Genomic DNA, 24,522 nt, shown 5'->3' with positions numbered 1-24,522 from the left:
TTCATTCTGGTTTTTCTATTTATTATCATTCTTTTTTTACTCTAGATTACACATTAGATTATCGTTACAATAATACGCAGTAAATTTGTAATCTTGAATTTAGGTTTACACTAAAATAACAATACAAAAAACAACTTATTTTCTTCAATACGCCGTTATTTTAATTGAAAAACAATTGTCAGCACACAATAGTACCAGCTATTAAACTTGTTCTTATGACTCTGCTAACAAAAATAATTAAGGAACGATTAAAAAATCAAATCCGAATATACTTTTCAATGGTAAAGGAATGCAGATGTTTTTCATCTTGAGCATGAAAAGTAGACTCTTTTAACTCCCATTTATTTTGCTCAATATAAGGAAAATAGGTATCCGCCTCCAAAAAACACGCATGTACTCGTGTTAATTCGATTTCATCTGCTAAATCAATAAACTGTTTATAAACCTCTCCTCCTCCAATGATGTATACATTTTGATCTACAGGACAGGTTTTCAGTGCTTCTTTAACGGAATTAACCAAAATACATTCTTTTGGAACAAAATATGTTTTTGATCTAGTTATAATAACATGGGTTCTGTTAGGAAGAGGCTTCGGAAAACTTTCAAAAGTTTTTCGCCCCATAATAATATAATGTCCAGTTGTTAACGATTTAAAATGCTTAAAATCGTCTGGCAAATGCCAAAGTAAGCTATTATCTTTACCTAGTTCATTTTTTTGCCCAGCAGCAGCAATTAATATAATTTTTTTAGGCATTTTTTTGAATATCTTTTTGAAGTTGTTCCAGTTTGCGTTGTTGTTTGAAAACTAATTTTTCAATTTGTTCTCGTTCCCATTTTTTATTCATAAATCGTTCCGTTATAAAAACCCGAATAAAGTGCAAAACAAAGAAAAAGAACCAAATCATCACGACCCAAAGAGACCAATTAGAATCAGGAAAGGTATTTAATATATAATGGGCAAATAATAAAAACAAACTAGCTGTAAACCATATCATAAAATGAACATACAAGCGTTTTTTTTGTTTAATTCGCAGGCGGGCATATTCATATAATTCATGTTGATTAATATCCATTTATCTTTTTTTAAATTGCAACTTGACCTTTAATATGCGGATGTGGATCGTAATCTTCTAAAGTAAAATCTTCCCATTTAAAATCAAAAATATCTTTAACATTAGGGTTTAAGATCATTTTAGGTAATACACGAGGCTCTCGAGTTAATTGTAGTTGTAATTGTTCTATATGATTATTATAAATATGTACATCTCCAAAAGTATGAATAAAATCGCCCACTTGTAAATTGCATACTTGCGCAATCATCATGGTTAACAAAGCGTATGATGCAATATTAAAGGGAACTCCTAAAAAGACATCGGCACTTCTTTGGTATAGCTGACAAGACAACTTACCGTCTGCTACATAAAACTGAAAGAAGGCGTGACAAGGAGGTAAGGCGGCTTTTCCGTTAGCAACATTTTCAGTAAATGTTTTTTTATCATCAGGCAAAGCGGAGGGATTCCATGCAGAAACTAACATTCTCCTACTATTTGGATTATGCTTTAATGTTTCTATTAACTCTGTTATTTGATCTATTTCTTCATTATTCCAATTACGCCATTGATGGCCATATACAGGCCCTAAATCACCTTTTTGATCTGCCCATTCATCCCATATCCGCACTCCATTTTGTTTAAGGTATTGAATATTGGTATCGCCTTTTAAAAACCAAAGAAGTTCATAAATTATAGATTTCAGATGTAGTTTTTTTGTGGTTACGATAGGAAATCCTTCATTTAAATCAAAACGCATTTGATAACCAAAAACACTTTTAGTTCCTGTTCCTGTTCTATCTCCTTTTTGATTTCCGTTATCTAAAACGTGTTTAACTAAATCTAAATATTGTTTCATCTTTGAATTTATTGAACTTTTATTATCTTAACCCATATCGACTAACAAGCTAATAAAGAAGTATTTTTTTTTACAATTCTCTCTTATTGATCTCATCTCGAATTTTAGCCGCTTTTTCATAATCTTCATCTTGAACCGCTTCTTCCATAAGATCATTTAATTCCGCTAAGCTTAACTTGGAATAAGTCGAAGTATTCTCCTCTTGTTCTGGGACTTGATGAGCTTCAGTTGCCGAAAGTACATCTTCATCAGCTACTATATTTTCATCTGAAGAGGTATTTAAATAAATACCTGCTTTATCTAAAATATTCTTATACGTAAAAATTGGAGCATCAAATCGCAACGCCAATGCTATAGCATCAGAAGTTCTAGCATCAATAATTTCCTCAATTTTATCGCGCTCACAGATCATACTTGAGTAAAAAACACCATCTACTAATTTGTGTATAATTACTTGTTTAACAATTATATCAAATCGATCTGCAAAATTTTTAAACAAATCATGGGTAAGAGGTCTTGGAGGACGGATTTCTTTTTCTAAAGCTATTGCAATTGATTGTGCTTCAAAAGCCCCTATGACAATAGGTAATTTCCGATCTCCTTCTACTTCATTTAAAATCAAGGCATACGCTCCATTTTGTGTTTGGCTATATGAAATCCCTTTTATAGATAGTCTGACTAAACTCATTTTTTTTGGCTGTGAATATATCTTGCAAAGTAACAAAAAACTTTGTACTGTTAATAAAAAAAGAGCCATAATATGGCTCTTTTAAAAATATTTTAAGGGAAAAATTTATGAATTTTGAGCTTTAAATGCTTTTAATTTTTCAATTAAAGTAGGAACCACTTGAAAAGCATCTCCCACAACACCATAATCTGCAACTTTAAAGAAAGGTGCTTCTGGATCAGAATTAATTGCAACTTTTACTTTAGAGGAGTTAACTCCTGCAATGTGCTGAATTGCGCCTGAAATACCAACAGCAATATATAAATTAGTTGCAACTGGTTTTCCAGTTTGCCCAACGTGTTCGCTATGAGGTCTCCATCCTAAATCAGAAACAGGTTTCGAACATGCAGTTGCAGCACCTAAAACACTTGCTAACTCTTCAATCATCCCCCAATTTTCTGGTCCTTTTAAACCACGACCACCTGAAACGACTACATCTGCATCTGCAATAGTCACTTTTCCTGATCCTTTTTCTACGGACTGTGTTTGTACACCAAAATCGGCATCCGAAATAGCTGGAGTAAAATCTTCAGCGTTAGCAGCGCTAGCTATTTCTAGCAATCCAAAACTATTTTTTGCTATAGCTAATACTTTTACATCAGTATCAATTTGTGTAATATTAAATGCTTTGTTTGAAAAAGCATTTCTTTTTACTTGAAATGGAGAAGTACTTACTGGCAAAGCCACTACGTTAGAAGCATATCCCGCATTTAGATTTACTGCTACAAGTGGAGCTAAATATAATGAATCTGTAGTAGAAGATAACACCACAACTTTAGAACTTTCTTTTTCTGCAGCTTGTTTGATAACATCTGCATAAACTTTAGCGTTAAAATTATTTAATTTATCATTAGATACCGTTAATACTTTATCAACACCGTATTTTCCTAATTCCGAAACATCTCCTGCATTAATTGTTAGGGCTGTTACGGTAGTACCTGTAGAGTCTGCTATTTTCTTTGCGTATGAAGCTAATTCAAATGCTACTTTTTTGAATTTACCTTCCGCTGATTCTGCGTATATTAAGATTGACATAATTTTTATTATTTTTTTACATTGAATTATATATTTTAAATGATGTATAATGTCATTTAAAATTTAAAATTAGATAACTTTAGCTTCGTTGTGTAATAAGTTAATAAGTTCATCCAAATTATCAGGACTCACTAATTTTACTTCTTGTTTTGGTGCTGGTTTTTCAAATTTCACTGCTTTTGTTGCAACATCTGCTCCTAGTGGTTCAACTACATTAAGAGGTTTTGTTCTAGCAGTCATAATTCCACGCATATTAGGAATACGTAAATCTTTTTCTTCTACTAATCCTTTTTGACCTCCTACAATAAGAGGCAATGTTGTTGTAACAACTTCTTTTCCTCCATCAATTTCGCGAGCTGCTGTTACGGTATTTCCTTCCACTTTCAAATCTATACATGAATTAATGAAATTATAACCCAATAAGCCAGCAGTCATACCAGGAACCATTCCGCCATTATAATCCAATGATTCTTTTCCCGCGATTATTAAATCAAAACCACCCTTTTTAATCACTTCTGCTAATTGTTTCGCTACAAACAAACCATCTGTAGGGTTTGCGTTTACACGAATTGCATCATTTGCTCCAATAGCTAACGCTTTTCTTAAAGTAGGTTCTGTATCAGCTTCTCCAACATTTACTACAGTAACTGTAGCACCTTGTTGCTCTTGAAACATCACAGCCCTAGTCAATCCAAATTCATCATTTGGATTAATTACATATTGCACACCATTGGTATCAAATTCTGAATCACCATTGGTAAAATTGATTTTTGAAGTAGTATCAGGTACGTGACTGATGCAAACTAATATTTTCATTGCTAATCAAATTGGTTTAAAAAATTATAGAATTACAAATATAATTAAAATATAGATACAATTATTATGCGTGCATAATAATTTTTTATCATTTTTTAATTAGTTTCTCTTTTAATTTAGTGGATGATGCTTTAAAATTTTATATTTTTGCGATTCATTTTATAGAATCTAAGAACATTTTATGAGAACGATACAGTTTAGAGAAGCCATTTGTGAAGCGATGAGTGAGGAAATGCGTCGCGATGAGTCGGTGTATTTAATGGGAGAAGAAGTGGCTGAATATAACGGAGCTTATAAAGCTTCAAAAGGAATGTTGGACGAATTTGGATCTAGACGCGTTATAGACACACCAATTGCCGAGATGGGATTTTCAGGCATAGCAGTAGGTAGCGCAATGAACGGTTGTCGTCCAATTGTAGAATACATGACATTTAATTTCTGCCTTGTTGGGGGTATTGATCAGGTTATTAATAATGCTGCCAAAATGAGACAAATGAGTGCTGGACAATTTCCAATGCCAATGGTTTTCCGAGGTCCTTCTGCTTCAGCTGGACAATTAGCGGCTACCCACTCACAAGCTTTTGAAAATTGGTTTGCCAATTGCCCTGGATTAAAAGTTATTGTTCCTTCTACCCCTTATGATGCAAAAGGACTTTTAAAATCAGCTATCCGTGACAATGACCCTGTTATTTTCATGGAATCAGAACAAATGTACGGTGATAAAGGAGAAGTACCAGAAGGAGAATACACTATTCCTATTGGAGTGGCAGATATTAAACGCGAAGGTAAAGATGTTACTATTGTATCATTTGGTAAAATTATTAAAGAAGCCTATATTGCTGCGGATGAACTAGCTAAAGAAGGAATTTCTGCTGAAATTATTGATTTACGCACAGTTCGCCCTATGGATTATGACACTATTTTAAACTCTATTAAAAAAACAAATAGATTAGTAGTCTTAGAAGAAGCTTGGCCTTTTGCTTCCGTAGCTTCTGAAATTACATATATCGTTCAAGAAAGAGCATTTGACTACTTAGATGCTCCTATTCAAAGAATTACTACTGCTGACACACCAGCTCCTTACTCACCAACTTTATTAAAAGAATGGTTACCAAACGCGCAGGATGTGATGAAAGCTGTTAGGAAAGTATTGTATAAATAATAACTATATATATGCTATTTATTATAAAGCTCCATCTTTGATAAAATGATGGAGCTTTATTCTTAAGTATATACCAATTTTCAAGAATATGCAAAAAAAGGTTAGTTTTTTTATAATATTGTTTTTTACATTATTTACAAATGCGCAAACAAAAATTAGCGGTATAGTGTATGATGATCAAAATCTACCATTACCGTTTGCAAATATTTACTTCAAAGGAAACAAAACAGGTATTTCTTCGGATGTAAATGGTGTTTTCCACATTGAATCTCCAAACGATTACAAAGCAATTATTGTTAAATACGCAGGTTTTGAAGATACAGAAGTGGAATTAAAAACAGCCAGCATAAGCAATCTAAAAATTGTTATGTCTACAACTAAACAACTAAAAGAAGTTGTTGTGGTAGCTAAACCTAAAAAACATTTAAAAAAGGAAGAAAACCCTGCTTATAAAATCTTACAGCAAATTTGGAAAAACAAAAAGAAAAATGGTTTACTCTCTTCCAAATCATACCAATATACGCGATACACATCAATAGCAAATGGATTAAGCAATTTAGACAGTGTCTTCCTAAAAAGAGTTTTAGGCAACCATTACGATAGTGTTATAAAAATTGCTGAACAAAAAAAGAATCAAACAAATTATATTATCCCTACTTACTTAAAAGAAACAAATGAAAAAGTCTACGGTAATAATATAAGCAATAAATTTAAAGAGGTCATAGAAGGTGAACGCACTACAGGTCTAGCGGACAAAGGATTCATGATGGAAAAAATAGGTAATTTCATTAAACCTTTTGACGTATACGACGACGACGTAGTGATACTTAACAAAGTTTTTATGAGTCCTCTATCAGTAAGGGGATATAGTCAATATGAATATGTTTTAAAAGATAGCATTCAAGACGGTAATAAGAAAATTTATGAAATTTTTTATTTCCCTAGAAATAATCAAGATTTACTTTTCCAAGGATCCTTTAAAGTGAGCGATAAAAACTTTGCTATTACTGAAGTCTACCTTCGTAATAATCCTAAAGTAAATTTAAATTTTGTAAGAAACCTTTCTATTGAAAAAATTTATAACATACAGGATAATGACATCTACTTACCTGAACGCGAAACCTATGAAGGTGATTTTACATTTTTCTCTAAAGAAGATGGAGAAAAAGGCATGTACTTGAAAAAAAACATTCTTTATTCAGACTATATTTTCAACCAAGAACTAGCTCCTCACTTTTATGATCAAACAGAAGTACAAACATTAGCCAATCAATTTGAAAAAGGAGATGATTACTGGAAACAACTCACCACTCGTGAAGCGGGAATAAACAATACAAGAAAAATCATTACAGACTTAGGAAACAACAAAAGAATAAGACGCGTTACCAACTTAATCACCATACTTACCTCTGGTTATTTTACCGTTTTTAAAAACATACAATACGGTTCTTTGTACCAAACTTTTTCAAACAATAATATCGAAGGTCTTCGACTAAAAGCGGGCTTTAGAACATTTACAAGTCCGAATGACTTATTTAGAGTAAATGGATACATGGCTTATGGCACATTAGATCATGCTATAAAATTCGGACTTAGTACCCGTTACTTATTTAACAGCAATCCCCGTATTACGTTAGGGGCAGGTTTTTTAAAAGACAATTTACAACTAAGTAGTGTAGGACTAGAAGAATCAGAACTTATTGCCACAGGTCCCAGTACAAATGTAATTATAGCAAGAGGAGAAAATTACAGCCTAACAAATGTTGAAAAAAGCGTTTTAAGCACTGATTATCAACCTCACAACAACTTAAAATTCAATTTAAGTTTCGTTCATCGTTTCATGAAATCTGCCAATGTTAACCGATTCTCATTAGCTTATGATTACAACGGAGAAATTAAGAACACACTAACTGATTTTGCCATTACTTGCGGTCTTTTTTACACCCCTAAACGAGATGTTTACGGTTTTGGAGTAGACCAAACCTATACAGGTCGACTATACAGTACGTTTGCTCTTAAATACACACATGGTATAAAAGGAGCATTTAATGGACAATATAATTATGATAAAATTCAGTTATTATATGAGAAACCTTTACAACTAAGCAACTTTGGCGTTTTACGAACAACCTTAGAAGGAGCTAAAGTTTTCCAAAAATTACCCTTAAATTTATTAACGCCAATTGTTGTAAATCAAGCTTACTCTATTTCTCCTAATTCATTTTCATTATTAGACTATTATGATTTAGTGACAGATCAATATTTTTCTTTGCGACTTGAACATCATTTTAACGGTTATCTATTTAACAGAATACCTTTGCTAAAAAAACTAAAATTAAGAGAAGTATTATTTTACAAAACTATTTGGGGGAGCATTTCACAAAGCAACAAATCAATTAATCATTCATCAATAAACTACAATGCACCAACCAATGGCTATTCCGAATATGGTTTTGGTATTGAAAATATTGGTCTAGGAAATTTCAAACCCATTCGTGTAGATTTTATTTGGCGTTCAGCATTTACAGATATTAATGGCAATATTCCGCCTACTTTTGGTGTGCGTTTTGGTTTCTTCCCTGAATTCTAAATAAAAAAGTTAAATATTTAAAAGAAAAGGATTCTATTTTTGGGCAAATCACAAGTCAATATGGTTTGCCCTTAACTAATCCCTTTCTTCTCCCCCTAAAGAATATAAAAAATAGTTCCTTTAAATAGTAAAACAACTATTTTCTATCCATTCCGCAAAACTTACTTATAAATAACGAAGCCTAAAAAAAATTAAACTTAAAAACTTACTAAATATTTCAAAAAACATTAGATACAAAACGCGGAAAAGATGATTTTATATACCCAAAACGAGTCCACTTATAAAATTCATACATCGTTTTTGTCTAACACATTATTATTTTCAAAAACGAAATAAAAATCACATATTAATACTAACCGACTCGTTTTCAACATCAAGATAAACAACATATATCTAAAAACTAGCCTTTCCAATTTCCATATTCAAAATTTTAACGTACCTTTGCACCCTCAAAATTAAATATATAAAATAATGACTACTGATAAAATCACTACGTTTGACGTATTAGTCGAAATCCCTAGAGGAAGCCGTAACAAATATGAATATGATTTTGATTTAAAAAGAATGCGTTTTGATCGCATGTTATATTCTTCTATGATGTATCCAGCCGATTATGGTTTTATTCCTGAAACTTTAGCTTTAGATGGAGATCCGCTAGATGTTCTGGTTTTGGTTACTAAACCAACATTCCCAGGCTGTGTCGTAGAAGTAAAACCTATTGGGGTTTTTAACATGGCAGATGACAAAGGATCAGATGAAAAAATTATTTGTGTTCCTATTTCTGACCCTATCTGGAATAAATTAAATAATTTATCAGACATAAATCCACATTTACTAAAGGAAATCGAACACTTTTTCGAGGTTTATAAAGACCTAGAAAACAAAGAAGTAGATGTTCAAGGATGGGGTGACATTACGGAAGCTCAAAAACTTATAAAAGAATGTATTGAACGATTTAATGCCTTAGAAAATAAACCAGAAGGGTTATTTAGCATAAAATAATTTCTCTTTCCTTTTATAAAAGGAAAAATAAGTTCCTAACTATACAATTCAAAAGCGGTATTTTTCAAATATCGCTTTTTTTATTAGCCTTAAACACTATTTTCGACAAACTTGTAAATAAACACCTATAATAAATCTTCAAATATTAAAAGTAAAATTATACCCCTTTATATATTTTCACTTTTAAAATAATATCTATAAAACATCTTAAAAAAATAGACCCCTTTAAGTTTTTAGTTTAAACCCAAATTTTGGCTGAAATATAAAAAAGCTTCCATTTAGAAGCCCTTTGAGACAATCAATAATCAAACACCATCTTATCTCGTATAGAATAATTTTAGCTAAGTTAGATAGAATTATACAACTCCTCCTTCCCAGAGTAACAAACAAAACAGTGATTTATTTACTATAAAAATGATTCGTAATCTTGTCATTTATAAAATAGAAGCAAAATTACATACCTTAAACAATGAATTTCTCCCTTGATTCGAAGTAACAAACTACAACCGGATTACGGCTTTTGCTCCCTATCTACAAGATTTTTTTTGTTCCTTTTTTGTCTATTCATCTCACGTATGAAGTCTAATTCTAGTTAAAAAACACTAGTAACCACAACTCCTTTTATTATTTACCAATACATTTTTCTTTTTTTATTCAAAAAACAAAGTGAAGTTATTTTTTTAACAAAACATTTGTTTTTTCTTGAAAAATACAGTATATTTGACTCAGTTGTATTTCCATAAATGGTTATTATTATTAAAAAACAAATATACGATGATACCACACAAACAAAACAATTTACCTACATCCTTACAAAAACCTAACACCCCCCAATCATTCCTTATATTATTTTTAGGTATCTACATCCCTTGTATTTTTTATTTTTTTTAAATCTTTATAAATATGTCATTTAAATCTAAACTAGTAGTAGCAGGAAAAGAGTACACCGTATTAAACGTAAATTACGGGTTATTTCAAGAAACAGACGCAACAGGTAGACCTTCTACCGTAACAAGAGGAGGTAAAATTGAGTTAACTATTGAAGGAACAGCAGACACTTCGTTCTTTGAGTGGATGACCAACTCTTTTGAAAGAAAAGACGGTAGTGTAAAATTCTTTAAAAGAGATAGCGATGCTGTTTTAAAAGAATTAAAATTCTCAGAAGCTTATGTTGTAAAATTCAGAGAAAACTTCGACTCAACTGGGGTAAACCCATTAACCGAAACCTTTACTATTTCAGCTAAAAAAATTGAATTAGGATCAGGCGCTTACCAAAACGAATGGGTATAACAACACCTAAGAGGCTGTCCTAAAAGGGCACAATCTTATCATTTCGATTAAAGGAAAACCAAGAGTTTTGCCCAAATAGGAGAAGCAAATCACATATTACTGTGACTTCTCCTATGGTCGAAGTGACAACTAAAGATTGATTTTTGACTTTTCAGACAGCCTCTTTTTTAACCCAGATTCCGGATTAGACTTCGTTGTGAAACAAAAATTTTCAATAAATTCAAGTGCTCACGGAAAATTTTAGAAGAAGAAATAGTCAACTATTTTGATGATTAAAATTTGAGTACGTGCTTGAATTGGAAGAAAAATAAAGTGGAATAGATTTACTTCGTCTATTCGCTACGCTCGGGTCTAATGCGTAATCTGGGTTTAATTCCTTCTTTTAAAAACACTATAAAAATTTAAGACATGTCATTTTTAGCCAAATTAGAATTAGACGGTAACACCTATAATATCTTAAACTGCGATTATAATTTCACACAAGAAATAGATGCGACAGGAAAACCACAAGGCATGCCCCAAGGAGGTGAAATCAACATCCGTATAGAAAGCAACGGCAAAACCAACCTACTACAGTGGATGCTAGACCATAGTCAAACCAAAAACGGTACCATTATTTTCTTTCGTAGAGACGCTATGAGCAAATTACAAGAACTAAAATTTGAAAAAGCCTTTTGTGTATCCTTTTCCGAGTTCTTTGATTCCCAAAACAACCAACCCTTACAAATAGCCATGCGACTCATAGCCAAACGTTTTACACTAAACGATACCACCCATGAAAAAAAATGGAAAGACTAACAAAACCAAACAACTAAAAAACACAGACCATGGAAACCTATAACAGTGATTATGGCAGACTCAATCATCCTGATGATCTAGCTAAATACGCCTCCGTTGGCACTTTTAAAGACTTTTTAGCCGATAAATCAAGCCCCTTAGTTTACTGTACCCTAACAGTAGAAGGCAAATCCTTTTTAGAAAAATCCCATTTTGATCTAACACTTGACCAAAAAACCAACGAACACGACACCTTTACTATTGCAACCCGTGCCGATTCCCTAGACAACCAAGAAGCATACATCATGGAAAACTCCAAAAGTTATCTAGGCAAAACCATACACATCCACCTACATCGATTTGGTGAAATAAAACAAACCTTTACAGGCATTATAACCCATCTGAACCTTTTAAAAAAAAATGGATACAGTCAGTTATACATTACAGGACACGCACCGACCATTATGCTAGAACAAGGCTTAGAATGCCAAAGTTTTGAAAACAAAACCCTAGAACAAATCATACAAGAAATAACCACCGAATATCCAAAAGACAACTTCAACCTAATTACCAAAAACGGCAACACCCAACATGTAATCCCTTACACCGTACAATACAACCAAACCGATTACCAGTTCCTAAAACAATTGGCCATACGCTATGGCGAGTACCTGTATTATGACGGACAAAGCTTGGTATTAGGCAATAAAGTAGGTCCTAAAATAATTGTATTAGAAGAAAACATAGACCTAATACATGTATCTTTTGAACTATCGGTAAAACCACAACAATTTACCTACACCACCTACTATACAGAATCAGGAGACAACCTACAACGAGATAGCGCCTTTGCTCAATTACAAAGCAAATTTAACCCCTACCAACTCGCAGCCCTTAAAGCTTCAAAAGACGTATTTCATAAAAAACCCAACAAACTCTACAATCAAACCGGAATTAGTAGCAAAACAGACCAAGAACTACAAGATGCCGTAAGAAAACAAAAAGAGCTACGCGAAAGCCTTATGGTGGTAAAAGGCAAAAGTAAAGATCCCCAACTCAAACAAGGCGATCTAACCAAGCTAATTGATATTAACGACAAACCGATGGAAACCTATCGGATCATAGAAATCAAACACTTTCATGATGGTAACCAGTACTACAACGAATTTGTAGCCATAACCGATTTGTGGACACCTCCTTATTTTGACGACAGTGCTTATCCTAATTGCGAAGAACAAACCGCACAAGTAGTAGACAACAACGACCCTATGGGCATGGGACGTGTACGGGTACAATTTCCATGGCAAGAAAGAAAAAACCAAAAAACCCCTTGGATTAGGTTAATACAACCCCACTCAGGAGCAGGCAAAGGCTTTCATTTTATCCCCGAAATAGGCGAGGAAGTACTGGTTGGTTTTGAAAGTGGCAACGCCGAAAAACCTTTTGTATTAGGTACTCATTATAACGGTGCCGCAACCAGTGGGTATCATACTAGCGGGAATGATGTAAAAGCCATAAAAACCCGTAGTGGACACCTAATTAAATTTACGGAAGATGAAAGCATAATAATTACAGACAAAAGCGGAAATATAATTCATCTGGATACAGTAGGAAGCAATATAAATATCACAGCTCCCGAAACAATAACGATTACCTGTAAAAATATGAATATTAACGTTGCCGAAAATATGAATACTAGTGTGGGTATGCATAAAACCAATATGGTTGGCATTAACGATAGCGAAACCATAGGCGGCATGAAAAACACCGCCGTTACATTAGACATGTTAACTATGGTAACAGGAAACTTAATTGAGAATATCACAGGAAATTTAGAATCACACACCGAAAAAGAAAGAATTACAAATAGTCAAAAAGGAATTACTTCTAATAGTGAGGGTGAAATAGCTAAACATTCTAAAAAAGAAGCAAAAATAAACAGTGCTGAAAAATCTAAATCTTTTTAAAAATGACTAGGATTAGAAATGTGGGTGGTAAAATTACTGAAACCACGAAAGGAAATGATGTTTGGTATGCTAAAGAAGATATAGTTTTAAATTCACTTAAAACTGTAAGTTTCAAAGGAGATGAAAAAGGAGTAAGTTATGGAAAGCCTGAAAGTCCAGAAATAACAACAGAAAAATCAACATATAAACTGGAAAGTGATTATGCACACAATCAATTATGCAATTTAGCTGATGAATTAGGAGAAATGACGTTTATGGTTTTTGCTTATAAAGTCTTTGGATCCGATATTGAAATTCAAGCATTAAGTAAGCTATACAGAGCATTAAGTGATCGCAAGATAAATAATCCTGAAATTCTAGTTTCAATATACCCAGTCCAAGGAAAACTAGCTGGATATAGTAATAAAAAAAAGCAAATAATTGTATATGAAAAGTTTATAGAAGAAGCTTCTAAGGATAATGAAAAAAGTGCTGAGCTACTTGCAGCATTAGTTGAAGAATATGGACACCATATAGATAATTTGTTAAGAACAGAATTATCAATTAATGAAGTTGCTGATGAAGATGTAATTGATGAAGGGGCTAGATTTGCTTATCAATTATTTAAATTTGATATTTTCAATGAATCCACTTTAACCTTCGCAAAAGCTGAGATACCTTCTTACAAAGGCGATTTAAAAGTTGATTTTTCTAAATTACAAAATGAAATCAAAAAAATTGTAGATGAAACAAATCAATATGATGAAGTACCTGGCGAAGATATTTCTAACTATGGAGCCGGTAGAAATCGTAAAGAAAATAAAAACAATGCCTATGCCCATGGAGACATTGAATTTGAAGCTCTGAGAAAGAAAGATTTATTTTCTACTCAGCAGGTAAGAAATATTTATTATGGCAATTGGCTTCGTGATTTTTCTCAAATAATAGTAGGAATTTCCGTAAGAAGCACAAATGTTGCAACCGAAGTTCAAAAAAAATACAAAGTAGTTAGAGAAGCTGCTCCACTAAAATTTTCGCATCAAGCATTGGTTTCATTAATGGAGATATTAGCCATAAAAGAATTTGTTTATGAGGCTGAGAAAGAAAATAAAAAAGTACCTTCAGAAAATTACTATATTCTTAAGCAAAAATTCAATAAAAACTTTGGAGGTCTAACTAAAGATATTCTAGGAATTTATAGACCAGAAGAACATATAGACAACCCTAAAGGATTATTAGATGAGTCAAAAATTACTGATGACAAAGGAAAAGTAATATCGTTCAATTACAATGGCAAACAAAAAACTCTTTATGCTGGTGATAATGGCATTTCTTGGAAAATTGACAAAACTCGAAATATGTCTAATTTCTTCTGGATAAATTATCCAGAACGTCCAGCAACAGTAACGTATATGAAAGAACAAATAACTTTAGCTTGTTCTGAAGGTCAAACGGTAGAAGGTTTCAGGCATCTAGGCGCCGCTCTACATGTATTAGAAGATTTTTTTGCTCATACTAATTTTGTAGAATTATTATTACGAAAAGCTGGAGCAGATATTTACCCATGGATTGAAAACTATAAAGGCAAAAACTACACAGAATTGCCAGTAGTAAGTGGAACTTTCTTGACTGAGGATACAATTGCAAGTGTTGGTCCTAAAATAGCTGAACTTTTTTTCAAGCCTCATATTGAAGAATATAAACGTAGAAAACCTAAAGAAAGAACTCTTGGTGAAATGTTTGTTTTGCAAGCACTACAAGATTTGGCTAAAGGGCAAAAAAGCGATACTGCAAAAAAGAGTTCTGCCTATTATGGAGTTGAGGTGTCTACGTGGTTAAATTGGTTTGAAACTTATTTGAAATTTCAAGATGCAATGGCTACTATGTATGAAAATGCCGATAAAAAAGAATGGGGTGTAACTACATTCGCAGAAAAGGTAGGAGTAAAAGTATTAGAAACAACTCAAAAATCGATGGACTACAGTGCTCAAGTGATGTCTATTTTTCCTAAATTAGTGTTTAATATTATACTTAATTCTTTTGATGAAGTAATTCCTGAAGCTCAAAGTCACATAAATACAAAATATGGTAATTGCCCATCTCATTCTCAACTAGCAAAAGATTCATTAACCCACCCTCTAAATAAACTTTCTGCCGAGTTAGCAAAAATAGCAGTAGAAGATGTAGGTAGAAAATTCAAGCAAGGAATGGATGGCTCTCAATTAGCCAATTATGTAGCTGAAAATTATTTTGTGCATCCTTCTTCACCTAAAACGATGTGGACAAATAAAAAAATAAACGATTGGTTAAAAGGAACCTCTCAAAGTATTCTTGAAAAACTAAAATATGCTACTATTTATGAGCACAGTCATCATGAGGCAGAAATTCTCAATGATAAAACAGTTAAAAAAATAAAAGAAATAATGAACTATTTTAAAGAAAACAGTCAATGAAAATAAAATCATTTTTTAACATTATTATATTAACTTTTTTAAATGTAAGTTGTCAAATGAAACAAGATAATGGAATAGATTTAGAAAAAGCCACTATTAAAGTCGATAGTTGTGGTATTTACTACAAAGGAAAGCGCTTAGATTTAGGCGATTCGGTCTCTCAATGGGAAAAAGTTTTAGGAAAACCAGATAGAACGACAGATCAAGGTTATACTTGGGATAAATTAGGAATTTCTGTAAGCGATTGGGAAATAGGGGAAAATATAGTAGATGCTATTTATATTTATTTTGTCAATCTTGACAGCCCAGATGGTAAAGCTGGATTATTAAGTAAAGCTAAAGAGTGGAAACAGAGTACAGATGAAGAAATAAAAGAATCTGAAAAATGGGCAGAAGAAATGAAAAAACTTCCTGAATATAAAAAAGAAGAAGATTTTCAAATTATTAGGAGACAGGTTGATGAGCTATATAAAAAAAATTATGTCTATCCTTTTACCACTTACCAAGGCATTGTTAATTTACACGGAAGTCCATTAAAAGCAGGAATGAAAATTAAAGAAATCAATGAAAATCGTGAGAAATTATCCTTTTCTGATCGCTTTGGCTATGTTGACCAAGACATTGATGGGGTAAATGATTCTCACAATACAACGGACACATTTGGGGGTGATTATCGTGCTCCTGGATGCGAGTGTAAAGAGGGTAGATTACAGTATTATGAATTAACTTTCACCTCTAACGGCACGCTAGAATTCCTTAAAATTGCTCGTGAAGAAAAAGAAAACTATGAATTTAGAAAAGTAAATAAAAAATAAGACACCAAAAATGGATAACTTCAAATATACCACTAAATTATTCTCAATCGCTTTTTTTACATATTTTAAAATAATAACTATAAGTTTGGTTTCTACAATAATAGTTTTTATAATTGAGTTGATATTACTATTAAGAGGGATAGATAGTGGTCATTCGGCACACGTAAGTGCTATTCCCTTTTCTCTTATGCTTTTAACCACTAGACCAATAGGGGCTATTTTATGTTTGTTAACATTTTTTTTGAGTCCAATGTTATTTTTTGTACTTACAAATAAATATGTTATAACAAAACTTACTCATAAAATAATAAATGATAAGTCAGAAAGTTTAATAATACCTGCATTTGATAAGTTTCTATCAAAGTTTCTAAGTAAACAGCCTAAAATTTTAAAAGATGCTGGAAACTTTACCCATAATAAGTTACTGTTGATACAAAATATTCAAAATGACAGAACAGAGAATAAATGGTTAAGAAAAATCATAATTTTTGGTATGAAAAAAATTAAATTAGATGATGTTGATTTCGATAAAGAAGGACAAAATTTTTCTGAAATAGTAAAATTAAAAACTATTCAACAATTAAAGGCTATTTCTGAACCTAATAAAACAGCAATACTGTTAGTTCTTTTATTTCAATGGTTATCGCTGTTTTTTATTTGGATAACAAAATATTAATAAATGTTTTAAAAATTCAATTTTAATATAATTTATAGAAAAGATTATAGAAGAAATATCAAACCTAAAGCAGTTCCAATAAAATAATCATCTATGATGGATGCTCAAGGCAGCATCCATCTTGAAGCCCCAAGCGGCAACACTTGGACGATGGACGGACATGGGAATATTAATGTAAATGCGCCAAAGAATTTCATAGTAAATGCAGGCGAAGATATGATTATTAACGTGGGTAAAAACATGACAACCTCCGTTGGAATGAATATATCTGAAAGTGCGGGAATGAATAAAAATGAAACCATTGGTGCCATGAAAAACACTACCGTTGCAATGGATATGATGACCATGGTAACAGGAAAGTTGACGGAAGTAATTGAAGGAGATGTGCATAGTGAAACTAAAAGCGGTAAAACTTCTGTAAATTCAGGAAAAGGAATAGCAATGTCTAGCAATGAAAGTATTCATAAACACTCCGATAAAGAAATCCAAAATAATTCAGCTGAAAAATCTAAACAACATTAATAATGAGTAGAACTAGAATTGTTGGAGGAAAAATTACAGAAATTGTTGGTGGTGAATATAATATATATTCCACAGGCAATATAATTTATAATTCTCAAAAAGAAGTTACCGAAACAGCTAAAGAGGGCATAAAATATGGCACCCCTGAGAGTCCTCCTTTAGGACCTAAACCAGAAATTAAACCTAAATGTTTAGTCTATTTTAGACCGCACGATAATTATGACGGTGAGTTTGGTTTTGATTGGCTTCGAACTGGCGATACCAAAAAGAAAGGAGATACTTGGTTTGGTAATATTATGGGAAAATATTATGAAAGCGATAATGTAACAGTTTTTAAAGACACTAATCACTGGAATACCAATTTTAAAAAAGATCTTCGAATGTATGATCGTTTACTTCGAGATTATACCCTTTTTAACATTCCTTGGAAACAAAAAAAAGGAAAAAATGCTTTTATTTACCCAACACCAATTATCACATTATTAGAAGGTAAAACTGCAACTTTCAATTTAAAAATAGAAATAGAAGAATTACCCAAAAAATTAACATTGGAGTTTAAAGAAAAGGAAGCGACAAAACATTTGTCACTAAATGTACAACAAATTAGTGGTCTAAGTAAAGGCAAACATACCAAATCAAATTTTTTAAAAATAACGTGCAATAAAGCTTTTGACACTACACAAACCTTGTATGTAAAAGCAGATGGTGAAATTTGTGGCGCTTTAAAAATACACCCCAATACTCCTAAATTCCAAAAGAAGATTAATGTGGTGTTTGTAAAAGTTAAGACTGATATAAATGGGTTTGAAGTGAGAGGAAAAATGACAAATGGAGGAGATGTTTTTTTTAAAAAATGCTTGAATCAAGCGTTAGTGATTCCTAATCTAATAACTGAGACACAAGATTTAGATTGTACAGGCAACTTACTGTGGAATACTTTTAGAAATAAATTTTGTCCTCAAACGATAACTGATAAGAAAGGAGTAACAAAAAATGTACTTTCGTCCGATGCTGGACTTAGGAATTATTTAGAAGATCAATTAAAAGATCAATTTGGCGATAAATACAAAGGGTATTATACAGTATTTTTTATTGGAGAAAAGTTTTATAGTTTTAAAAAAGGGGTGCATACAGGTTATTTAAACGGATTTTCTTATTTTAACACTACCTTTGGCGTTTATTTTAACGGGCATAATGAGGGAACATTAGCACACGAATTAATGCACGCTATGCAATTACCACACACCTTTGATGGACTTTCTGGAGCTGCAAAATTTACTTATATGGCTGGTCAAACAGATAATATAATGGATTATTCCCATCAGCCACAATTTGGTAATATCAGAAGGAAAATAATTTACCATTGGCAATGGAAACTTTTAAATTCCAAAATTTTATAACAATGAGAACATTTTTAAAAATTTTACTTTTAACTCTCCTAATAAGCTTAGTAACTTGTAAAGGACAAACTAAAAATACTATGGTAGAAAAATTTGATTTTGAAGTGTATAAAAAAACAGAATTTGGATGGAAAAATTACGAAAAACCAAATGGGTTTGAAGTTTTTGATATTGGTTTTGATAAAGAAAAAGGTGGGTCATTAAGAGAGAGAGCTCCAAAACCTTATTTTTATGTTGTTTACAAAGAATTTTACGCTAATAGCAATTTAAAAAAGAAAGAAACCTACATAGGTGAAAATGTTAAAATAGGCATTTCTGAATATTATGATGAAGACGGTACTTTAGATAAAAAAGTAAATGAAGACGAAAAATTCGGCAAAATTAAATATACCGATTGTTTAGCTTTTTTAGAAAAAAAGGACTATATCGATTTAAAAACAGGAAAAGGAAGAGAAAACGAAAATCAAAGTCCTGTTTTTGAATTAGATTATAGTGAGTCTGATAATTTATGGTACATTACAGTTGTTGAAGGAAAAGTTATAAAAACACCACCAGACAATAGTATTGGCGAACCAAGTGGCTGGTTACCTTTAGTTTTTAAAATGGATGGCGAAACTGGAAAAGTAACAGAGGAAAAATAAATAATTAGGTTTCCAAAAATAACTGGAAGCCTTTTTAATGATATTTCACAGCATACATTTGATAGACTTTCTGTTACTGCAAAATTTACTTATATGGCTGGTCAAACAGATAATATAATGGATTATTCCCATCAGCCACAATTTGGTAATATCAGAATGAAAATAATTTACCATTGGCAATGGAAACTTTTAAATTCCAAAATTTTATAACGATGAGAACATTTTTAAAAATTTTACTTTTAACTCTCCTAATAAGCTTAGTAACTTGTAAAGGACAAACTAAAAATACTATGGTAGAAAAATTTGATTTTGAAGTGTATAAAAAAACAGAATTTGGATGGAAAAATTACGAAAAACCAAATGGGTTTGAAGTTTTTGATATTGGTTTTGATAAAGAAAAAGGTGGGTCATTAAGAGAGAGAGCTCCAAAACCTTATTTTTATGTTGTTTACAAAGAATTTTACGCTAATAGCAATTTAAAAAAGAAAGAAACCTATATAGGAGAAAATGTTAAAATAGGCATTTCTGAATATTATGATGAAGATGGTATTTTAGACAAAAAAGTAAATGAAGATGAAAAATTTGGTAAAATTAAATATACAGATTGTTTAGCCTTTTTAGAGAAAAAAGGCTACATCGATTTAAAAACAGGTAAAGGAAGAGAAGATAAAGATGGCAGACCACTTTTCGAATTTTATTTCAATGATGAAGATGGGCATAAATCTTGGGTAATTTCTATTATCAAAGGAAAGCCTAATAATGCCATACCTACCGGTCCAGGGGAACCACTAGATGCTTTGCCTTTAGATTTTATAATGGATGGAGAAACAGGAAAAGTGACTGAAGAAAAGTAAAGTTTAGGCTTTTATCTTAAATTAGATAAAAGCCTTTATTATAAATTAATAAGTTTTTCAGATTACCGCTGAAAAATGTAAACTTTTAAATTCCAAAATTTTATAACGATGAGAACATTTTTAAAAATTTTACTTTTAACTCTCCTAATAAGCTTAGTAACTTGTAAAGGACAAACTAAAAATACTATGGTAGAAAAATTTGATTTTGATGAATATTCTAAAAGAACATCAGCGGTACATATTTTCCACAAAAATGATACTATATATGAAATGGTTTACAACCCTAAAAGAGGTGGCCATATGTATATGACATTGCCAAACCCCTCTTTTTTTAAAATATATAAAGAATTTTATGCTAATGGGAATTTAAAAAAGAAAGAAACCTACATAGGTGAAAATGTTAAAATAGGCATTTCTGAATATTATGATGAAGACGGTACTTTAGATAAAAAAGTAAATGAAGATGAAAAATTTGGTAAAATTAAATATACAGATTGTTTAGCCTTTTTAGAGAAAAAAGGCTACATCGATTTAAAAACAGGAAAAGGAAGAGAAGACAAAGATGGCAGACCACCTTTCGAACTTTATTTCAATGATGAAGACGGGCATAAATCTTGGGTAATTTCTATTATCAAAGGAAAGCCTAATAATGCCATACCTACCGGTCCAGGGGAACCACTAGATGCTTTGCCTTTAGATTTTATAATGGATGGAGAAACAGGAAAAGTAACAGAAGAAAAATAAATAATTAGGCTTCCAAAAATAACTGGAAGCCTTTTTAATGATATTTCACAGTATACATTTGATGGATTTTCTGTTACTGCAAAATTCACCTATATGGCAGATCAAGACAACATTATGAATTTTCAGATATTGCCTTACCTGTAATACCTGTATTCACAACCTATCAGTGGCAATGGAAAATTGTAAAATCAAATGTACAGTAAGATGAGAAAAAGTATTTGCTTAAATCAAACTAATCCCAAAAAAAATATGTGAGCCATTTGTTTTGCGAACCAATAAACAAAACCGATGCTTAGTAAAGACATAATTATATCAATTTTTTGTTTAATAGATGATATTTTACAAGGAATTGACCATAAAGAAGACGTGTTAGTGATAGTGAAATTATTTTAACCCTGATTACGCGTTAGAGATTTTAAAAAACATATTTTATTGATTGTTAGTACTATATAAAATTACGAACTAGAATTATCAAACAAATAAACCTTCTATTTCAGTAAGTTATAAAATTTATTTTTTCTAATGCGTAATCTGGATTAAACATTTATCTGTACTCAGAAAATTGGGATCCTCTCCATAAAGGCACTTCTTATTTTATCGAAAATAAAGAAGACCCTAGAAGTTTTTCTAGCAAAGAAATATCTAACTATCAAGACGAAGATGGAATTGCAACATTTGGTTTTGTGAAATGTAAAAATGATTCAATAAAAAAAATAGGAATCATTCGATATTATGACAAATACGGTGACTTTTACAAACCAGACACAATTATAGGTAAATGTAAATAAATGCTTGAATATTATTTTTAGTCAAATTCCTACTGTATAGAATTTCGAGATTCGTATCTGCCATAATATTTATGAGAATATAAACGACCTCATATCCTAAATTTGAAATCTAATTTTAGGAAAAGACATCTATTTATCAACCAGCAAGTTTATTCTTCATTCAAAATTAAATTTTATATTTGCTCCAAATATTTTTTTATGTCCATTAGCACAAAACCTTATAAAAATTCCGACTCAAGCAAAAAAGAACAAGTGTCTAAAATGTTTGATACGATTTCTCATGAATACGACCGTTTAAACCGTGTGATATCATTTGGCATAGACGTGCAATGGCGAAAAAAAATTGTAAAACTAGTAGGCTCTATACAACCTAAAAAAATATTAGACATTGCCACTGGAACAGGTGATTTAGCCATATTAATGAAAGATACGCAGGCTCAAAAAATAATAGGCTTAGATATTTCTTCAGGAATGTTAGAGGTTGGACGAGAAAAGATAGATAAAAAAGGATTATCTAACCAAATTGAACTCATACTTGGAGATTCTGAAAATATTCCTTTTGAAGACAATAGTTTTGACGCTATAACGGTAAGTTTTGGTATTCGAAACTTTGAAAATTTAGAAAAAGGCCTTTCTGAAATTCATCGAGTATTAAAACCAAAAGGAATCTTTGTGATTTTAGAAACCTCAGTACCTGAAAAATTCCCTTTTAAACAAGGCTATTATTTTTATACTCAAATGATCATGCCTCTAATTGGAAAATTTTTCTCTAAAGATAAGGTAGCTTATCGCTATTTAGCAGATTCAGCATCTATTTTTCCTTACGGAGAGGCTTTAAACAATATTTTACAAAAAATTGGGTTTATAAATGTAAAGCACGCTCCACAAACTATGGGCGTTGCAACAATTTATTCTGCTTCAAAAAAATAAAAAATGAAAAAATATTTAATATTACTATTATTTACACTACCCTTTTTGGGTCAATCCCCCTTTACCAAACACATGTTTGCTAAAAAACCATTGATAAATCTAGCTAATTTTGACAAACAACGAATTCATTTTGGTTTTTTTCTAGGTTTCAATAATTATGATTTTAAAATCAACAAAAAAAACAATGGTCAAGATATCCTTGTAGAAAGCCAAACAGGTTTTAATGTTGGTCTAATAACAAACTTACGATTACATGAATATATTGATTTACGATTTGAACCTGGCTTAAATTATGGACAAAGAAATCTTCACTTTCCGAATATGAAAGAAACACGGGATGAGCTCAGAGAAGTTAAATCAACTTATATACACTTCCCCCTTCTTTTAAAATTTTCATCAAAACGTACAGGCAACATAAAACCCTACGTTATAGGCGGTATTTCTAGATCTATTAATTTATCTAGTAATGCAGAATCTACAGATGATAACGCTGCTAATCGCTTTAGAATGATCAAACAAACCAATAACTACGAGCTAGGAGCCGGTATTGATATTTATCTTGAGTATTTCAAATTTTCTCCTTCCATAAGAGGTGTTTTCGGATTTAATAACGAAATGATTCCTGATAATAACCCCAAGAGTCCTTGGACTGGTAATATTGACAGTATGAATACTCGAGGTATTTTCATAAACTTTGCTTTTCATTAAGTTCCTCTCCTAAATTCACTTAAAACTATTGCAGTAGCCGTGGCTACATTTAAACTTTCTGTTTTTTGTAAATTACCAAATTGAGGTATTGCAATTTTAGAAGTAACTAAATTTTCTATCTTTTTAGAAATACCATTTGCTTCATTCCCAAAAAGAATGATCCCCTCCTTAGAAAGAGATTCCTCATATATGTTTTTACCATTCATAAAGGTACCATAAATAGGCTGTTTTGTATCCTTTAAAAACATTTCTAAATCAACATAATGGATCGTAACCCTTCCAATAGAGCCCATAGTTGCTTGTATAACTTTAGGATTATATAAATCTACTGTTTCTTTAGTACATACTATCTGAGAAATTCCAAACCAATCACAAAGTCTAATGATTGTTCCTAAATTCCCTGGATCTCTAATATCTTCTAATGCAACTATAAGCCCCTCATCTTTCAATACGCAATCTTTTGGAATTTTAAACAATGCCAAACAATTATTAGCTGTAGTTAAAGCACTCATTTTATTCAACTCAACAGTCGACACTACTGTTTTGAACTTAGCGGGTAAATCGTCTAGTAAATTTTCTGTCATATACAAATGCTCCAACTCAAATTTAGATGCTAAAAGTTCTTGAATGACCTTTATTCCTTCCGCTAAAAATAAGCCATATTCTTTCCTGTATTTTTTTTGATGCAAACTAGAAACAAGTTTTATTTGGTTTTTGCTAAGCATAAATGTATTTTTG

23 protein-coding genes are annotated in these 24,522 nt (G+C 31.5%); 16 read left to right on the top strand and 7 right to left on the bottom strand.

Going from position 1 to position 24,522, the window contains the following annotated elements; all coding sequences use genetic code 11:
* Positions 1–256 precede the first annotated feature (256 nt).
* The 6 genes from NAB20_RS06300 to NAB20_RS06275 form a co-directional block, all read right to left on the bottom strand.
* A complete protein-coding gene (locus NAB20_RS06300; RefSeq protein ID WP_375605706.1) occupies positions 257–754 on the bottom strand; it encodes a dihydrofolate reductase in 498 nt (165 codons plus the stop codon).
* Positions 747–1,073, bottom strand: coding sequence for a 2TM domain-containing protein (locus NAB20_RS06295; RefSeq protein ID WP_127823563.1), 327 nt, complete (start codon positions 1,071–1,073; stop codon positions 747–749). The genes NAB20_RS06300 and NAB20_RS06295 overlap by 8 nt, the downstream gene beginning before the upstream one ends.
* Positions 1,074–1,083: 10 nt before the next feature.
* A complete protein-coding gene (locus NAB20_RS06290) occupies positions 1,084–1,908 on the bottom strand; it encodes a thymidylate synthase (RefSeq protein ID WP_105195628.1) in 825 nt (274 codons plus the stop codon).
* A gap of 70 nt (positions 1,909–1,978) precedes the next feature.
* On the bottom strand, positions 1,979–2,596 hold the full coding sequence (locus NAB20_RS06285) for a bifunctional nuclease family protein (protein WP_235878563.1): 618 nt from the start codon (positions 2,594–2,596) through the stop codon (positions 1,979–1,981).
* A gap of 105 nt (positions 2,597–2,701) precedes the next feature.
* Positions 2,702–3,670 (bottom strand): electron transfer flavoprotein subunit alpha/FixB family protein, encoded by a 969-nt coding sequence (locus NAB20_RS06280; protein ID WP_105195627.1) that lies wholly within the window; start codon positions 3,668–3,670, stop codon positions 2,702–2,704.
* 69 nt (positions 3,671–3,739) lie between these two features.
* The gene (locus tag NAB20_RS06275) at positions 3,740–4,486 is read right to left on the bottom strand and encodes an electron transfer flavoprotein subunit beta/FixA family protein (protein WP_105195626.1); all 747 of its coding nucleotides are present in this window, start codon (positions 4,484–4,486) and stop codon (positions 3,740–3,742) included.
* 181 nt (positions 4,487–4,667) lie between these two features.
* Here NAB20_RS06275 and NAB20_RS06270 point away from each other — a divergent pair, with 181 nt between their 5' ends.
* The 16 genes from NAB20_RS06270 (at position 4,668) to NAB20_RS06195 (ending at position 23,784) form a co-directional block, all read left to right on the top strand.
* Positions 4,668–5,648: a pyruvate dehydrogenase complex E1 component subunit beta gene (locus tag NAB20_RS06270; RefSeq protein ID WP_105195625.1), complete on the top strand. Its 981-nt coding sequence runs from the start codon at positions 4,668–4,670 to the stop codon at positions 5,646–5,648.
* A gap of 88 nt (positions 5,649–5,736) precedes the next feature.
* On the top strand, positions 5,737–8,238 hold the full coding sequence (locus NAB20_RS06265) for a DUF5686 family protein (protein WP_105195624.1): 2,502 nt from the start codon (positions 5,737–5,739) through the stop codon (positions 8,236–8,238).
* 471 nt (positions 8,239–8,709) lie between these two features.
* Complete coding sequence (locus NAB20_RS06260) at positions 8,710–9,240, top strand: inorganic diphosphatase (protein WP_088391211.1); 531 nt, start codon at positions 8,710–8,712, stop codon at positions 9,238–9,240.
* Positions 9,241–10,143: 903 nt separating this feature from the next.
* Positions 10,144–10,530: a type VI secretion system tube protein TssD gene (gene tssD, locus NAB20_RS06255; RefSeq protein ID WP_105195469.1), complete on the top strand. Its 387-nt coding sequence runs from the start codon at positions 10,144–10,146 to the stop codon at positions 10,528–10,530.
* 408 nt (positions 10,531–10,938) lie between these two features.
* A complete protein-coding gene (tssD, locus tag NAB20_RS06250) occupies positions 10,939–11,328 on the top strand; it encodes a type VI secretion system tube protein TssD (protein WP_088395034.1) in 390 nt (129 codons plus the stop codon).
* 29 nt (positions 11,329–11,357) lie between these two features.
* On the top strand, positions 11,358–13,274 hold the full coding sequence (locus NAB20_RS06245) for a type VI secretion system Vgr family protein (RefSeq protein ID WP_375605705.1): 1,917 nt from the start codon (positions 11,358–11,360) through the stop codon (positions 13,272–13,274).
* 2 nt (positions 13,275–13,276) lie between these two features.
* The gene (locus NAB20_RS06240) at positions 13,277–15,706 is read left to right on the top strand and encodes an HET-C-related protein (RefSeq protein WP_375605704.1); all 2,430 of its coding nucleotides are present in this window, start codon (positions 13,277–13,279) and stop codon (positions 15,704–15,706) included.
* Positions 15,703–16,521: a hypothetical protein gene (locus tag NAB20_RS06235; RefSeq protein WP_375605703.1), complete on the top strand. Its 819-nt coding sequence runs from the start codon at positions 15,703–15,705 to the stop codon at positions 16,519–16,521. Before NAB20_RS06240 ends, NAB20_RS06235 begins: the two co-directional genes overlap by 4 nt.
* A gap of 10 nt (positions 16,522–16,531) precedes the next feature.
* Complete coding sequence (locus tag NAB20_RS06230; RefSeq protein ID WP_375605702.1) at positions 16,532–17,197, top strand: hypothetical protein; 666 nt, start codon at positions 16,532–16,534, stop codon at positions 17,195–17,197.
* A gap of 93 nt (positions 17,198–17,290) precedes the next feature.
* Positions 17,291–17,719 carry a hypothetical protein gene (locus tag NAB20_RS06225; RefSeq protein WP_127823555.1) on the top strand — a complete coding sequence of 143 codons (429 nt, stop codon included), beginning with the start codon at positions 17,291–17,293 and terminating at the stop codon, positions 17,717–17,719.
* A 2-nt stretch (positions 17,720–17,721) separates the two neighbouring features.
* On the top strand, positions 17,722–19,119 hold the full coding sequence (locus NAB20_RS06220; protein ID WP_375605701.1) for a hypothetical protein: 1,398 nt from the start codon (positions 17,722–17,724) through the stop codon (positions 19,117–19,119).
* A gap of 2 nt (positions 19,120–19,121) precedes the next feature.
* Entirely contained in the window at positions 19,122–19,760 is a 639-nt protein-coding gene (locus NAB20_RS06215) for a hypothetical protein (protein WP_235878573.1), read from the top strand.
* Between the two features lie 212 nt (positions 19,761–19,972).
* Positions 19,973–20,614: a hypothetical protein gene (locus NAB20_RS06210; protein ID WP_375605700.1), complete on the top strand. Its 642-nt coding sequence runs from the start codon at positions 19,973–19,975 to the stop codon at positions 20,612–20,614.
* A 108-nt stretch (positions 20,615–20,722) separates the two neighbouring features.
* Entirely contained in the window at positions 20,723–21,358 is a 636-nt protein-coding gene (locus tag NAB20_RS06205) for a hypothetical protein (RefSeq protein ID WP_375605699.1), read from the top strand.
* 986 nt (positions 21,359–22,344) lie between these two features.
* The gene (gene ubiE, locus NAB20_RS06200) at positions 22,345–23,076 is read left to right on the top strand and encodes a bifunctional demethylmenaquinone methyltransferase/2-methoxy-6-polyprenyl-1,4-benzoquinol methylase UbiE (RefSeq protein ID WP_088392253.1); all 732 of its coding nucleotides are present in this window, start codon (positions 22,345–22,347) and stop codon (positions 23,074–23,076) included.
* Between the two features lie 3 nt (positions 23,077–23,079).
* The gene (locus NAB20_RS06195; protein WP_088392255.1) at positions 23,080–23,784 is read left to right on the top strand and encodes a porin family protein; all 705 of its coding nucleotides are present in this window, start codon (positions 23,080–23,082) and stop codon (positions 23,782–23,784) included.
* On the opposite strand, the gene NAB20_RS06190 is transcribed toward NAB20_RS06195, so the two are convergent.
* On the bottom strand, positions 23,781–24,509 hold the full coding sequence (locus tag NAB20_RS06190) for an RNA methyltransferase (RefSeq protein WP_105195685.1): 729 nt from the start codon (positions 24,507–24,509) through the stop codon (positions 23,781–23,783). The two genes, NAB20_RS06195 and NAB20_RS06190, sit on opposite strands and share 4 nt — an antisense overlap.
* Between the last annotated feature and the right edge of the window lie 13 nt (positions 24,510–24,522).

The sequence above is a fragment of the Flavobacterium davisii genome, from assembly GCF_042182265.1.
Classification (GTDB): domain Bacteria; phylum Bacteroidota; class Bacteroidia; order Flavobacteriales; family Flavobacteriaceae; genus Flavobacterium; species Flavobacterium davisii.
The sequence above is the reverse complement of the archived record's forward strand: the minus strand, read 5'-3'. Positions and strand labels throughout refer to the sequence as shown.